At 71.5% G+C, this 13443-nt stretch carries 12 protein-coding genes; 10 read left to right on the forward strand and 2 right to left on the reverse strand.

Going from position 1 to position 13443, the window contains the following annotated elements:
- Positions 1-58: 58 nt before the first annotated feature.
- Positions 59-997: an NADP-dependent oxidoreductase gene (locus IG54_RS0118860; protein ID WP_030785190.1), complete on the reverse strand. Its 939-nt coding sequence runs from the start codon at positions 995-997 to the stop codon at positions 59-61.
- A gap of 135 nt (positions 998-1132) precedes the next feature.
- Here IG54_RS0118860 and IG54_RS0118865 point away from each other — a divergent pair, with 135 nt between their 5' ends.
- Positions 1133-2158 (forward strand): GlxA family transcriptional regulator, encoded by a 1026-nt coding sequence (locus IG54_RS0118865; RefSeq protein WP_051819658.1) that lies wholly within the window; start codon positions 1133-1135, stop codon positions 2156-2158.
- Here IG54_RS0118865 and IG54_RS0118870 read toward each other — a convergent pair.
- On the reverse strand, positions 2128-2460 hold the full coding sequence (locus tag IG54_RS0118870) for a DUF427 domain-containing protein (RefSeq protein WP_030785196.1): 333 nt from the start codon (positions 2458-2460) through the stop codon (positions 2128-2130). The two genes, IG54_RS0118865 and IG54_RS0118870, sit on opposite strands and share 31 nt — an antisense overlap.
- A gap of 51 nt (positions 2461-2511) precedes the next feature.
- Between IG54_RS0118870 and IG54_RS0118875 the strand changes: the two genes are divergently transcribed.
- The 9 genes from IG54_RS0118875 (at position 2512) to gatB (ending at position 13383) form a co-directional block, all read left to right on the forward strand.
- Entirely contained in the window at positions 2512-3057 is a 546-nt protein-coding gene (locus tag IG54_RS0118875) for a TIGR00730 family Rossman fold protein (protein ID WP_030785198.1), read from the forward strand.
- A gap of 7 nt (positions 3058-3064) precedes the next feature.
- Positions 3065-3763 (forward strand): SDR family oxidoreductase, encoded by a 699-nt coding sequence (locus IG54_RS0118880; protein WP_078594262.1) that lies wholly within the window; start codon positions 3065-3067, stop codon positions 3761-3763.
- Positions 3760-4770 (forward strand): methionine synthase, encoded by a 1011-nt coding sequence (locus tag IG54_RS0118885; protein ID WP_030785204.1) that lies wholly within the window; start codon positions 3760-3762, stop codon positions 4768-4770. Before IG54_RS0118880 ends, IG54_RS0118885 begins: the two co-directional genes overlap by 4 nt.
- Before the next feature lie 30 nt (positions 4771-4800).
- The gene (gene ligA, locus IG54_RS0118890) at positions 4801-6984 is read left to right on the forward strand and encodes an NAD-dependent DNA ligase LigA (RefSeq protein ID WP_030785207.1); all 2184 of its coding nucleotides are present in this window, start codon (positions 4801-4803) and stop codon (positions 6982-6984) included.
- 278 nt (positions 6985-7262) lie between these two features.
- The gene (locus tag IG54_RS0118895) at positions 7263-9620 is read left to right on the forward strand and encodes a putative bifunctional diguanylate cyclase/phosphodiesterase (protein WP_420712265.1); all 2358 of its coding nucleotides are present in this window, start codon (positions 7263-7265) and stop codon (positions 9618-9620) included.
- A 201-nt stretch (positions 9621-9821) separates the two neighbouring features.
- A complete protein-coding gene (gene gatC / locus IG54_RS0118900) occupies positions 9822-10118 on the forward strand; it encodes an Asp-tRNA(Asn)/Glu-tRNA(Gln) amidotransferase subunit GatC (RefSeq protein WP_010984178.1) in 297 nt (98 codons plus the stop codon).
- A gap of 4 nt (positions 10119-10122) precedes the next feature.
- On the forward strand, positions 10123-11616 hold the full coding sequence (gene gatA, locus IG54_RS0118905; RefSeq protein ID WP_030785215.1) for an Asp-tRNA(Asn)/Glu-tRNA(Gln) amidotransferase subunit GatA: 1494 nt from the start codon (positions 10123-10125) through the stop codon (positions 11614-11616).
- The gene (locus IG54_RS0118910; RefSeq protein ID WP_030785218.1) at positions 11613-11852 is read left to right on the forward strand and encodes a hypothetical protein; all 240 of its coding nucleotides are present in this window, start codon (positions 11613-11615) and stop codon (positions 11850-11852) included. The genes gatA and IG54_RS0118910 overlap by 4 nt, the downstream gene beginning before the upstream one ends.
- 16 nt (positions 11853-11868) lie before the next feature.
- Positions 11869-13383 (forward strand): Asp-tRNA(Asn)/Glu-tRNA(Gln) amidotransferase subunit GatB, encoded by a 1515-nt coding sequence (gatB, locus tag IG54_RS0118915; protein WP_030785220.1) that lies wholly within the window; start codon positions 11869-11871, stop codon positions 13381-13383.
- Positions 13384-13443 lie beyond the last annotated feature (60 nt).

The raw sequence follows: 13443 nt of genomic DNA on the forward strand, positions 1-13443 counted from the left end.
CCCGCCTGCGTCGCGACGCCCGCCCTGCGGGCGAACGACGGGACTTCGGGGAGACTCCCTAGCCCGCGACCCGGAGCACGATCTTGCCCCGCGTGCGCCCCTGCTCGCCGTACGCGTGTGCCTTCGCGGCGTCCTCCAGGGGCAGCACCGTGTCGATCTCGACGCGCAGCTTGCCCTCCTCGACCAGGCGGGCGATCTCCAGGAGGCCCAGGCGGTCCGGCTCGACGACCGTCCAGCCCGTGTGGACACCGCGCTCCCTCGCGAGGCCGGCGTCCGGCAGGCCGCCCGGGTCGGGCAGTGTGACCAGGTGGCCGCCGGGGCGGATCACCTCCAGGGACCGCGTGCCGTACTCGCCGCCCACACCGTCCAGGACGACGTCCACGTCGCTCACCGCCTCGGTGAAGTCCACGCGCGCGTAGTCGACGACCTCGTCCGCGCCGAGGCCCCGCAGGAAGGCGTGCTTGTCCTCGCGGGCCGTCCCGATGACATACGCCCCGTGCGCCTTGGCGATCTGTACGGCCAGGTGGCCGACGCCGCCCGCCGCCGCGTGGATCAGCACGCGCTGCCCGGCGCGCAGGCCCGCCGTCTCGATCAGCCCCTGCCAGGCGGTGAGCGCCGCGAGCGGCAGCGCGGCGGCCTGGACGTGGTCGATGCCCGCGGGCTTGGGCGCGAAGCGCCGGGCGGGCGCGGCGACGTACTCGGCGTAACCGCCCGTCTGCTCGGGGAAGCGGGGCATCCCGAAGACCTCGTCACCGGGGGAGTACAGCGTGACCCCGGGGCCCACCTCCTCGACGACGCCCGACACGTCGTAGCCGAGGATCGGTGTGTCGCCCCAGCTGCCGAAGGCGCCCTCCGCGCGGGTCTTCCAGTCGACGGGGTTGACGCCCGCCGCGTGCACCCGGACCAGGATCTCGGTGAGGCCGGGTTCGGGGCGCTCGACCTCCACCGGCACCAGGTTCTCGGGGGCGCCCCAGGAGCGGGGGCTTACGGCACGCATCTTCATGGTCATCCTTCTGAGTTCTCGGTCGAGCTTCTGTGTTCTCGGTCGAGCCAATGGCTTGCGAACCCAGGGTGCGACGGGACCGACGAGCACGGTGCTGGCAGTTTGGCCATGATGTGACAGGATTCGGCCATGCAATCGGCCACGACTTCCGCGAACAGGCGCCACCGGGTGGCGGTCCTCGCGCTGGACGGCGCGTACGCCTTCGAGATGGGCATTCCCCCGCGGATCTTCGGGGCCGCCGAGGACGCCGAAGGACGCCCGCTGTACGACGTCGTCGTCTGCACGGTGGACGGCAGGCCGGTGCGCACCGACGCCGGCTTCCAGGTGACCGTCGAGCACGGGCCCGAGGCGCTCGCCGAAGCGGACACCGTGGTGATCCCGCCGACGGAGCGCCTTTGCGGCGGCACGGACGAAGGCCTCCTGCCGGGGCCGCTCGCCGCCGCGCTCGCCCGGGTGCGGCCGGGCACGCGCTGGGTGTCGTTCTGCACCGCGTCCTACGTCCTCGCCGCCGCGGGACTGCTCGACGGCCGCCCCGCGACCACGCACTGGAAGGAGGCCGACCACTTCCGGCGCACCTTCCCCCGGGTCGCGGTCGACGAGGACGTCCTGTTCGTGGACGACGGCGACATCCTGACGGCGGCCGGTGTGGGCGCGGGCGTCGACCTCTGCCTGCACCTGCTGCGCCGCGACCACGGCAGCGCCGTCGCCCATCGCGTGGCCCGCTTCTGCGTGGTCCCGCCCTGGCGCGAGGGCGGGCAGGCGCAGTACATCGAGCGGCCCGTTCCCGAGCCCACGCTCGCCACGACGGCCGCCACGCGCGCGTGGGCCCTCGAACGGCTCCAGGAGCCGCTGCCCCTGGGCGAGTTGGCCGCCCACGCGCGCATGAGCCTGCGGACCTTCACGCGCCGCTTCCAGGAGGAGGTCGGCATGCCTCCGGGGCGCTGGCTGACCGCCCAGCGCATCGAACTGGCCCGTCAGCTCCTGGAGTCGAGCGACCTTCCCGTGGACGTGGTCGCCCACCGGGCCGGGTTCGGCACCGGCAACTCCCTGCGCCAGCACATGCGCGCGGTGCTCGGCGTCTCACCGGCCGCCTACCGCAAGACGTTCACCGCCGCCACCGGCGGCTACTCCCGCCCGGTGACCTCGGCGTCGTAGAAGCAGTAGTGGTCCTTGACGGCGGCCACCTCGGGCTTCGGCTCCAAGTACGCCCACACCGCGTCCCGCGCGCCGGGCAGCGACCAGTAGGAGGCCGTGCCCTTGAACGGGCAGTGCGTGGTCGTCTCCGACGGTGTCAGCAGGTTCGTACGCACGTCCTCCGGGGGGAGGTAGTAGCGCACGGGGTAGCCCGTCTCGCGCAGCAGCAGCGGGCGGGTGCTCTCCGCCACCACCTGCCCCTCGTGCACCACGCGCACATGGTCCGTCCCCTGCTCGACGGTGATCCGGTGTCCCTTGGTCACGACGTACCCTCCTCGACAGGTGCTGTCAGTGTCGGACCGTACCGTGAGCGCATGAACATCTGTGTCTTCCTCTCCGCCGCCGACCTCGACGACCGCTACACCGCCCCGGCGAGGGAGTTCGCCGAACTGCTCGGCAAGGGCGGGCACACGCTGGTCTGGGGCGGGTCCGAGAGCGGTCTGATGAAGGTCGTGGCGGACGGTGTGCACGAGGCGGGCGGGCGGCTCGTCGGCGTCTCCGTCGACTTCCTCGGGGCCAAGGCCAGAGCCGTCACCGAGCCCGACGAGATGGTGATCGCCCGCGACCTCGCCGAGCGCAAGGCACTTCTCCTGGAGAAGGCCGACGCGATCGTGATCATGGTGGGCGGCACCGGCACGCTCGACGAGGCCACGGAGATCCTGGAGCTGAAGAAGCACGGCAAGCACACCAAGCCGGTCGTCCTGCTGAACTCCGCGGGCTTCTACGACGGCCTCAGGGAGCAGTTCCGGCGCATGGAGGACGAGGGCTTCCTGCCCGTGCCCCTCACCGACCTGGTCTTCTTCGCCGAGGAGCCCGTCGGCGCCCTGGCCTACCTGGAGGAATCATCGGGCACCCAGTGATGCGAGCATGGCGGGTATGGCTACACATGTGATCACCGGGGCCGGCTCCGGCATCGGCGCGGCCGTCGCCCGCCGTCTGCACGCACGCGGCGACGAACTGGTCCTGCACGCGCGGGACGCGGGCCGCGCCAAGGAGCTGGCCGCCGAGTTCCCCGGCGCGAGCACCCTCGTCGGCGACCTCTCCGACCCCGACAAGCTCTCCTGGGCCTTCGGGCACCAGTCGCTGCCCGCGCGCGTGGACTCCCTCCTGCACATCGCGGGCGTCGTCGACCTCGGCCCGGTCGGCGAGCTGACCCCCAAGGCCTGGCGCCACCAGCTCAACGTCAACCTCATCGCCCCCGCCGAGCTGACCCGCCACCTCCTGCCCCAACTCCGGACCGCCCAGGGGCACGTGGTCTTCGTCAACTCGGGCGCCGGCCTCAGCGCCCATGCCAACTGGTCCGCGTACGCCGCCTCCAAGCACGGCCTGAAGGCCCTCGCCGACTCCCTGCGCCAGGAGGAGCACGGCAACGGCGTCCGGGTCACCTCGGTCTACCCCGGCCGCACGGCGAGCGCCATGCAGGTCAAGGTCCACCAGCAGGAGGGCAAGGAGTACGACGCCTCCCGCTGGATCGACCCCGAGTCGGTCGCCACCACGATCCTCATGGCCCTGGACCTGCCGCGCGACGCGGAGGTCAACGACCTCACCGTGCGGCCGGGCCGATGAGCGCGCGGCTCTGGAGCCCGGCGACCGGCGTCGGGTCCATGCCCGGCGGCGACGCCCGCGAGGCCGCGAAGACCGTCACCGGAAGCTTCGACGGACCCGAGGAGGGCATGCCCCACCTCGCCGAGCTGCCCGCCCGCGGACCCGGCGCCGACATGATCGGCCGCACGGCCGGCATGCTCGTCGACCTGTACGCGCGCGTGGAGCCCAGCGGTTGGCGCGTCGGCGACCGTCCCGGGCGCGACACCCGGCGCGCGCGGGCCTGGCTCGGCGAGGACCTCGACGCCCTGGAGGAGTTCACCCAGGGGTACGAGGGACCGCTCAAGGTCCAGGCCGTCGGCCCCTGGACGCTCGCCGCGGCCCTGGAGCTGAGGAACGGCGAAGTGGCGCTCTCCGACCCGGGCGCCTGCCGTGACCTCGCGGGATCGCTGGCCGAGGGCCTGCGCGAACACCTCGCCGACCTGCGCCGCAGGGTGCCCGGCGCCCAGGTGGTGCTGCAACTCGACGAGCCCTCGCTCATCGCGGTGCTGCGCGGGCAGGTCAAGACCGCCAGCCAGTACCGCACCCACCGGGCCGTGGACCGACAGGTCGTGGAGGACACCCTCCGCGACGTGCTGGCCGTCCAGGACGGCGGGCCCACGATCGTCCACTCCTGCGCGCCCGACGTCCCCTTCGCGCTCCTGCGCCGCGCCGGGGCCCACGCGATCTCGTTCGACTTCTCACTGCTCACCGAGCGTGACGACGACGTCATCGGTGAGGCGGTCGAGGGCGGCACGAAGCTCTTCGCCGGTGTCGTGCCGGGCGTGGACGGCGGATTGTCAGACCCTGCCGGTAGCGTCATGGGTGTCAGGACGCTGTGGCGCAGGCTGGGGCTGAATCCGGGATCGCTCGCGGAGTCGGTCACGGTCACTCCGTCGTGCGGTCTCGCGGGGGCTTCTCCCGCGTATGCGCGCGAGGTGCTCGCCCACTGCGTCAAGGCGGCGAGATCGCTCGCAGACAACCCTGAGTAATTGGGTATGACGTAACGGGAGGACGAAACGGTGGCTGTCGAACAGCAAGGCTCTGTGCCCGCCGAGGCACGGGATCAGCATGCCCAGCTGGCCGAACAGATCGAGGAGCACCGCTTCCGGTACTACGTGAAGGACCAGCCCGTCGTCAGCGACGCCGAGTTCGACAAGCTCCTGCGTTCCCTCGAAGCCCTGGAGGAGGAGTATCCGGAGCTGCGGACGCCCGACTCGCCCACGCAGAAGGTCTCGGGTTCGTACGAGACGGAGTTCACGGCCGTCGAGCACCGCGAGCGCATGCTCTCCCTCGACAACGCCTTCGACGACGCGGAGCTGGCCTCCTGGGCCGACCGCGTCGCCAAGGACGTCGGCTCCCCGGGGTACCACTTCCTGTGCGAGCTGAAGGTCGACGGCCTCGCGGTCAACCTCACGTACGAGGACGGCAGGCTGACCCGCGCCGCCACCCGCGGCGACGGCCGCACCGGCGAGGACATCACGCCGAACGTCCGCACGATCGCGGACATCCCCCAGCGCCTCAAGGGCGACCGCGTCCCCGCCCTCGTCGAGATCCGCGGCGAGGTCTTCTTCCCCATGGAGAAGTTCGAGGAGCTGAACGCCCGCCTGGTGGAGGCGGGCGACAAGCCCTTCGCCAACCCCCGCAACGCGGCGGCGGGTTCGCTGCGCCAGAAGGACCCGCGCGTCACCGCGACCCGCCCGCTGCACATGGTCGTGCACGGCATCGGCGCCCGCGAGGGCTTCGACATCGACTGCCTCAGCCACGCCTACGACCTGCTCCACGAATGGGGCCTGCCCACCGCCCAGCACAACAAGGTGGTCGACGGCCTCGACGGGGTACGGGACTTCATCACGTACTTCGGAGACAACCGCCACTCCGTGGAGCACGAGATCGACGGCGTCGTCGTCAAGCTGGACGAGATCCCGCTGCAAGGACGCCTCGGCTCCACCTCGCGCGCCCCGCGCTGGGCGATCGCCTGGAAGTACGCGCCCGAGGAGGTCAACACCAAGCTGGTCAACATCCGCGTCGGCGTCGGCCGCACCGGGCGCGTCACGCCGTACGCCCAGGTGGAGCCCGTCACCGTCGCGGGCTCCGAGGTGGAGTTCGCGACCCTGCACAACCAGGACGTGGTGAAGAAGAAGGGCGTCTTCATCGGGGACACAGTGGTGCTGCGCAAGGCGGGCGACGTCATCCCGGAGATCCTCGGCCCCGTCGTGGACCTGCGGGACGGCACCGAGCGGGAGTTCGAGATGCCCAGCGAGTGCCCCGAGTGCGGCACGCCGCTGCGCCCGATGAAGGAGGCCGACATCGACCTCCGCTGCCCCAACGCCCAGTCGTGCCCGGCCCAGTTGCGTGAACGCCTCTTCTATCTGGCCGGCCGAAAGTCCCTCGACATCGAGAACTTCGGCTACGTCGCCGCGGCCGCGCTGACCAGACCCCTGGAGCCCGCCCAGCCGCCGATCCTCGACGAGGGGGACATCTTCGACCTGAAGGTCGAGGAGCTGCTGCCCATCAAGTCCTACGTCCTCGACCAGGACTCCGGCCTGCCCAAGCGCGACCCCAAGACCGGCGAGGAGAAGGTCGTCACCTTCTTCGCCAACCAGAAGGGCGAGGCGAAGAAGAACACCCTCGCCATGCTGGAGAACATCGCGGCGGCCAAGGAGCGCCCGCTCGCCCGCGTCCTCACCGGCCTCTCGATCCGGCACGTCGGCCCGGTGGCCGCCGAGGCGCTGGCCCGGGAGTTCCGCTCCATCGACCGCATCGAACAGGCCACCGAGGAGGAGCTGGCAGCGGTGGAGGGCGTCGGCCCGATCATCGCCGCCTCCCTCAAACAGTGGTTCACCGAGGAGTGGCACCGCGAGATCCTCCGCAAGTGGCGGGCGGCCGGGGTGCGCATGGAGGAGGAGTCGAGCGGAGAGGACGAGGGCCCCCGCCCCCTGGCGGGCCTCACCGTCGTCGTGACCGGAACGCTGGAGCACTACACCCGGGATGGCGCGAAAGAGGCGCTCCAGACCCGGGGCGCGAAGGTGACCGGTTCCGTTTCGAAGAAGACGTCTTTCGTGGTCGTCGGGGACAACCCCGGTTCGAAGTACGACAAGGCGATGCAGGTGAAGGTTCCGGTTCTCAACGAGGAAGGCTTCGTTGTGCTGCTGGAACAGGGACCGGACGCGGCGAGGGAAGTCGCGCTTCCGACCGAGGAGTAGCGGTTGAAGGCCACCCGTTCAGCGCATACCAGATGCATACGGGTGGCCGGGTCGCATTCGGGCAACCGTAGTCGACCGCTGCCCGTGGAAGCCTTCTGCGGCCTACTGTTGAGGTGTGCGCCTGCCGTGCCCCGCTGCGACCGGGGCATCTCCTGCTCAACAAGAGCGTGGAAGGGGGCATCCCCTGCTCGGCACGAGTTCGGGAGCAGTGCATCCCCTTGCTCGTCCAGAGCTGGGGAACGAATGTGCGGGCCCGGTCGACCTTGGGCCGAGTCCGTGTGGCGTGGGCACCGCCGGCTGTGAGAGGGACGGGAATGGAACCGACCGAGAGCGCCGCCCCGGACTCACCGCTGCGCGCGCGCCGGTGGCGCGCGCCGGGCACCTGGCTCCGCGGCCGCCGGACCGTGCAGTCCGCCGACCCGGGCTCCACCACACCGCAGGCCGGTGCGGTGAGCACCGCCATCGAACCCCGCGAGCGGGCCTGGACCTCGTCCGCGACCGGCCACGGCACGGAGAGCGCCGTGGCCCTGGCGGGCGGCCCCACCGCCCCGGAGCCCCGCGACCCCTGGCCGCTGCTGCCCATCGTGGTCGTCACGGCCGCCGCGGTGCTGCTCGGCACCGGCTTCGTCCAGGCCCTCACGGGCCGGCACACCCTCTTCCCCTCCGGGGCCGCGGGCTGGTCCCTCGCCGTCCTCACCGGCCTCATCGTCGGCCACCTCGTCGCCCTCGGCCGGGACCGCTGGTGGGGCGGCACGGGGTCCGGCGGGGCGCTCACCGTCGCCGTGCTCCTGCTCTACGGGTGGGTGCCCGCCGGCATGGTCAGCCTCACCGTCGTCGTCCTCGTCGGCGTCGCGCGCAGGCACCGCTGGCGCCAGGGCGTCCTGCACGGCGCCGTCGACATCCTCGGCATCGGTGCGGGCGCCCTCACCCTGGCCGCGTTCGGCACGTCACCGACAGCCGAATCGCCCTGGCTCCCCGAGACCTGGGACCTGTACACCGCCCCCGAGGTGGCCCTGGTCGCCGTCGCCTACCTCGTCGTCACGCGCGTACTGCTCTGGTACGTCCACGCCCCGCGCACCGGCGCCCTGCCGACCGTCACCCGAACGGCCCTGGTGCGCCAAGGACTTCTCGGCATCGCGCTGCTCGGCATCGCCCCGCTCATCTGCGTGGTGGCCACCTCGCTGCCGATCCTGCTGCCCCTCTTCGCGATCCCGCTGGTCGCGCTCGACTCCACCCTGTGGATCGCCCGCGCCCGCGCGGAGGAGCAGCTGAGGGACCCGCTCACCGGGCTGCCCAACCGGCAGTGGCTCCTTGAGCGGACCTGGACCGCCCTCGACGACGCCGAGCGGATCGGGGCGAGGTCCGCCCTGATGCTGATCGACATGGACCGCTTCCGGTCGGTCAACGACACGCTCGGGCACCTCGCCGGTGACCGGCTGCTGTTGCAGATAGCGGACCGGCTGCGGCTCGCGCTGCCGCGCGGCGCGGAGGCGGCCCGGCTCGGCGGCGACGAGTTCGCCGTGCTCCTCCCCATCGCCGACTCCACGACGTCCGCCACGCGCGTGGCCCGTCAGCTGGTCGCGGCGCTCGGCTCGCCCCTCGACCTGGACGGCCTGACCCTCGTCCTGGAGGCCAGCGCGGGCCTCGCCGTCTTCCCCGATCACGCGCTCGACGCGGAGGGGCTGCTGCGGCGGGCGGACGTGGCGATGTACCAGGCGAAGCGGGACCGCACGGGCGTCGAGGTGTACGAATCCAAGCGGGACTCCAACACCCCGGACCGGCTCGGCCTGTTGGGGGACCTGCGGCGGGCGCTGGACGCGGGCGACGTCGAGCTGCACTACCAGCCCAAGGTCCGCTTCGACGGCAAGGTCGCGGGCCTGGAGGCGCTGGTGCGCTGGGTGCACCCCGAGCGCGGCAAGGTGCCGCCGGACGAGTTCATCGCCATCGCCGAGTCGTCCGGACTCATGCCGCACCTGACGGAGTACGTCCTGGAGTCCGCCCTCGGCCAGGTCGCCAAGTGGCAGGCGCAGGGCCTGAAGGTCCCCGTCGCGGTCAACGTCTCACCGCGTGACGTCCACACCCCCGGCTTCGCGGGCGCGGTCGCGGCACGCCTGGCCCGGCACGGCGTCCCCGCGGGGGCGTTGCAACTGGAGATAACCGAGCACGTGCTCCTGGAGGACCCGCAGCGGGCCGCGGACACCCTGGCCGGGCTCACCGGGCACGGCGTCAAGATGTCGCTCGACGACTTCGGCACGGGGTACTCCTCGCTGGTCCACCTGCGGCGGCTGCCGGTGAGCGAGCTGAAGATCGACCGCTCCTTCGTGGCGCGGCTCGCCATCGACGACGAGGACGCCTCGATCGTCCGTTGCACGGTGGACCTCGCGCACTCCCTGGGGCTGCTCGTCGTCGCCGAGGGCGTCGAGGACGACGAGACGTGGGAGCGGCTGCGGGACCTCGGGTGCGACGCGGTGCAGGGGTGGCTGGTCGCCGCGGCGATGCCGCCCGACGAGACCACCGCGTGGCTGCGGGCGCGGGGCTCGCGCGGCTGGCGCCGCCCGGTGGACGTCGCGGCGGAGGCGGCGGCCCTCGCTGAAGGCTCCGACGTGGGGGAATCCTCGGGGCATGTGGTGAAGTAGGCGTCTGCCGCTCTCCCGTGCGGGGCTGCTCCTGGGGTACGAGGCGGTGCGGGGCACATGGGCGGGTGGGTGGGAGAGGCCCGCCGCGGAGCGGCGAGAAGCTTCCTACGGAGCCGCCGGGGGAAACCGTTTAACGGCCACGCCATCGCGCCCCATAGGATTGGGGTCACAACCCGCACACTCACCCCTGAGGATCGCCGCATGCCTGGCATCACGCGCGAGGAGGTCGCCCACCTCGCCCGCCTTGCACGTCTGGAGCTGAAGGCCGAGGAGCTCGACCACTTCGCCGGACAGCTCGACGACATCATCGGCGCGGTCGCCCGCGTCTCGGAGGTCGCCGACCAAGACGTACCGCCGACCTCGCACCCGCTGCCGCTGACGAACGTCATGCGCGCGGACGAGGTCCGTCCGTCGCTCACCCCCGAGCAGGCGCTCTCGGGCGCCCCCGCCCAGGAGCAGCAGCGTTTCAAGGTGCCGCAGATCCTGGGGGAGGACTAAGAACATGACGGACATCATCAAGCTCACCGCCGCCGAGATCGCGGCGAAAATCGCTTCCGGCGAGCTGACGGCCGTCGAGGTCACCGAGGCCCACCTGGCCCGCATCGACGCCGTCGACGAGAAGGTGCACGCCTTCCTGTACGTCGACCGCGAGGGCGCCCTCGCGCAGGCCCGCGCCGTCGACGAGAAGCGCGCCAGGGGCGAGAAGCTCGGCCCGCTGGCCGGCGTTCCCGTCGCGCTCAAGGACATCTTCACCACCGAGGGCATCCCGACCACGGTCGGCTCCAAGATCCTCGAGGGCTGGATCCCGCCGTACGACGCGACCGTCACCAAGAGGCTGAAGGCCGCCGACGTCGTCATCCTCGGCAAGACCAACATGGACGAGTTCGCCATGGGGTCCTCCACCGAGAACAGCGCCTTCGGCCCCACCGGCAACCCCTGGGACCTCACCCGCATCCCCGGCGGCTCCGGAGGCGGCTCGGCCGCCGCCCTCGCCGCCTACGAGGCCCCGCTGACCCTCGGCACGGACACCGGCGGCTCCATCCGCCAGCCCGCGGCCGTCACCGGCACGGTCGGCGTCAAGCCCACCTACGGCGGCGTCTCCCGCTACGGCATGGTCGCCTTCTCCAGCTCCCTGGACCAGGGCGGCCCCTGCGCCCGCACCGTCCTCGACGCCGCGCTGCTGCACGAGGCCATCGCAGGCCACGACGAGCTGGACTCGACGTCCATCGACGCCCCGGTCCCGCCGGTCGTCGAGGCCGCGCGCAACGGCTCCGTCCAGGGCATGCGCGTAGGCGTCGTCAAGCAGTTCCGCGGCGAGGGCTACCAGGCCGGTGTCGTCCAGCGCTTCGACGAGTCCGTCGAGCTGCTCAAGTCGCTCGGCGCCGAGATCGTCGAGCTGGACTGCCCGACGTTCGACCTGGCGCTGTCCGCGTACTACCTGATCGCGCCGTCCGAGTGCTCCTCGAACCTCGCCCGGTTCGACGCCATGCGCTACGGCCTGCGCGTCGGCGACGACGGTACGAAGTCCGCCGAGGACGTCACCGCGCTCACCCGCGAGGCCGGCTTCGGCGACGAGGTCAAGCGCCGCATCATCCTCGGCACGTACGCGCTCAGCTCCGGCTACTACGACGCGTACTACGGAAGCGCCCAGAAGGTCCGCACGCTCATCACCCGTGAGTTCGAGGCGGCCTTCGAGCAGGTCGACGTGATCGTCTCCCCGACGACCCCGACCACCGCCTTCCCGATCGGGGAGCGCGCCGACGACCCGATGGCCATGTACCTGGCCGACCTGTGCACCATCCCGACCAACCTGGCGGGCAACTCCGCCATGTCGCTGCCCTGCGGCCTCGCGCCGGAGGACGGCCTGCCCGTCGGATTGCAGATCATCGCCCCTGCCATGAAGGACGACCGCCTGTACAAGGTGGGTGCCGCCGTCGAGGCCGCCTTCGTGGAAAAGTGGGGTCACCCGCTGCTCGAGGAGGCACCGTCGCTGTGAGCGCTCTGAACAAGGCCAAGGGCTTCAAGAAGTCCAAGACCGGTACGTATCTGTCGATCGGCACCACCGCGTTCGGGGCGGTCTCCGTGCTCAAGCAGGCCAAGAAGGCCCGCTACGAACACGACACGCTCCGCCTCGTGGACGCCGTCGTGTCCGCTGCCGCCATCGCCACCGGCGTCGCGCTGCTCCTGCGGGAGCTCAAGCGCCTCGGCGACGACGACGTCCTGCTGGGCTGAGAGGGAAAGTTTCACCGTGACTGTCACTACCGACCTGGTGTCGTACGAGGAAGCCCTCGCGACGTACGACCCCGTCATGGGCCTTGAGGTCCATGTCGAGCTGGGCACCAAGACCAAGATGTTCTGCGGCTGCTCGACCACGCTCAAGCAGGGCGCGAACAGCCAGACCTGCCCGACCTGCCTCGGCCTGCCCGGCGCGCTGCCGGTCGTGAACGAGATCGGCGTCGAGTCCGCCATCAAGATCGGCCTCGCGCTGCACTGCGAGATCGCCGAGTGGTGCCGCTTCGCCCGGAAGAACTACTTCTATCCGGACATGCCGAAGAACTTCCAGACCTCCCAGTACGACGAGCCGATCGCCTTCAACGGCTATCTGGACGTCCAGCTGGAGGACGGCGAGGTCTTCCGCGTGGAGATCGAGCGCGCCCACATGGAGGAGGACACCGGCAAGTCCACGCACGTGGGCGGTGCGACGGGCCGTATCCACGGCGCCTCGCACTCGCTCCTGGACTACAACCGCGCCGGTATCCCGCTCATCGAGATCGTCACCAAGCCGATCGAGGGCGCGGGCGAGCGCGCCCCCGAGGTCGCCAAGGCGTACGTCGCCGAGCTGCGCGAGCTGATCAAGGCGCTCGGCGTCTCCGAGGCCCGCATGGACAAGGGCCAGATGCGCTGCGACGTGAACCTCTCCTTGCGTCCCAGGGGCCAGGAGAAGTTCGGCACGCGCAGCGAGACGAAGAACGTGAACTCGCTGCGTTCCGTGGAGCGCGCGGCGCGCTTCGAGATCCAGCGCCACGCGGCGGTGCTCTCCTCGGGCGGCACGATCATCCAGGAGACCCGTCACTTCCACGAGGAGGACGGCTCCACGACCTCCGGCCGCATCAAGGACAACGCCGAGGACTACCGGTACTTCCCGGAGCCCGACCTCGTCCCCGTCGCCCCGTCCCGCGAGTGGGTCGAGGAGCTGCGCGCCGGACTCCCGGAGCTGCCGCGGCTGCGCCGCAACCGGCTCCGCGAGGAGTGGGGCATCTCCGAGCACGACATGCAGTCGATCCTCAACGCCGACGCCATCGGCCCGATCGTCGCCACCGTCAACGCGGGCGCGGACGCCGCGTCGGCCCGCAAGTGGTGGATGGGCGAGCTGGCCCGCCACGCCAACGAGCAGGGCGTGGAGCTGGGCGCACTGCCGATCACCCCGGAGCACGTCGCCCGCGTCACCGAGCTGGTCGCCTCCGGTGACCTGAACGACAAGCTGGCCCGCCAGGTCATCGAGGGCGTTCTGAAGGGCGAGGGCACGCCGGACGAGGTCGTCGAGAAGCGCGGCCTGAAGGTCGTCTCGGACGAGGGTGCCCTCACAGCCGCCGTCGACGAGGCCATCGCCGGCAACGCCGCCATCGCCGAGAAGATCCGCGGCGGCAAGGTCGCGGCGGTCGGCGCCCTGGTCGGCGCGGTCATGAAGGCCACCCGCGGCCAGGCGGACGCGGCCCGCGTCAAGGAACTCATCCTGGAGAAGCTGGGCGTCAGCGAGGGCTGACGGTCTCTTCGCCCGCGGGAGGGGGCGGCGCACCCGACAGGGGCGCCGTCCCCTCCCGCG

The organism is Streptomyces sp. NRRL S-920, from assembly GCF_000717945.1.
GTDB classification, from domain to species: Bacteria; Actinomycetota; Actinomycetes; order Streptomycetales; family Streptomycetaceae; genus Streptomyces; species Streptomyces alboniger.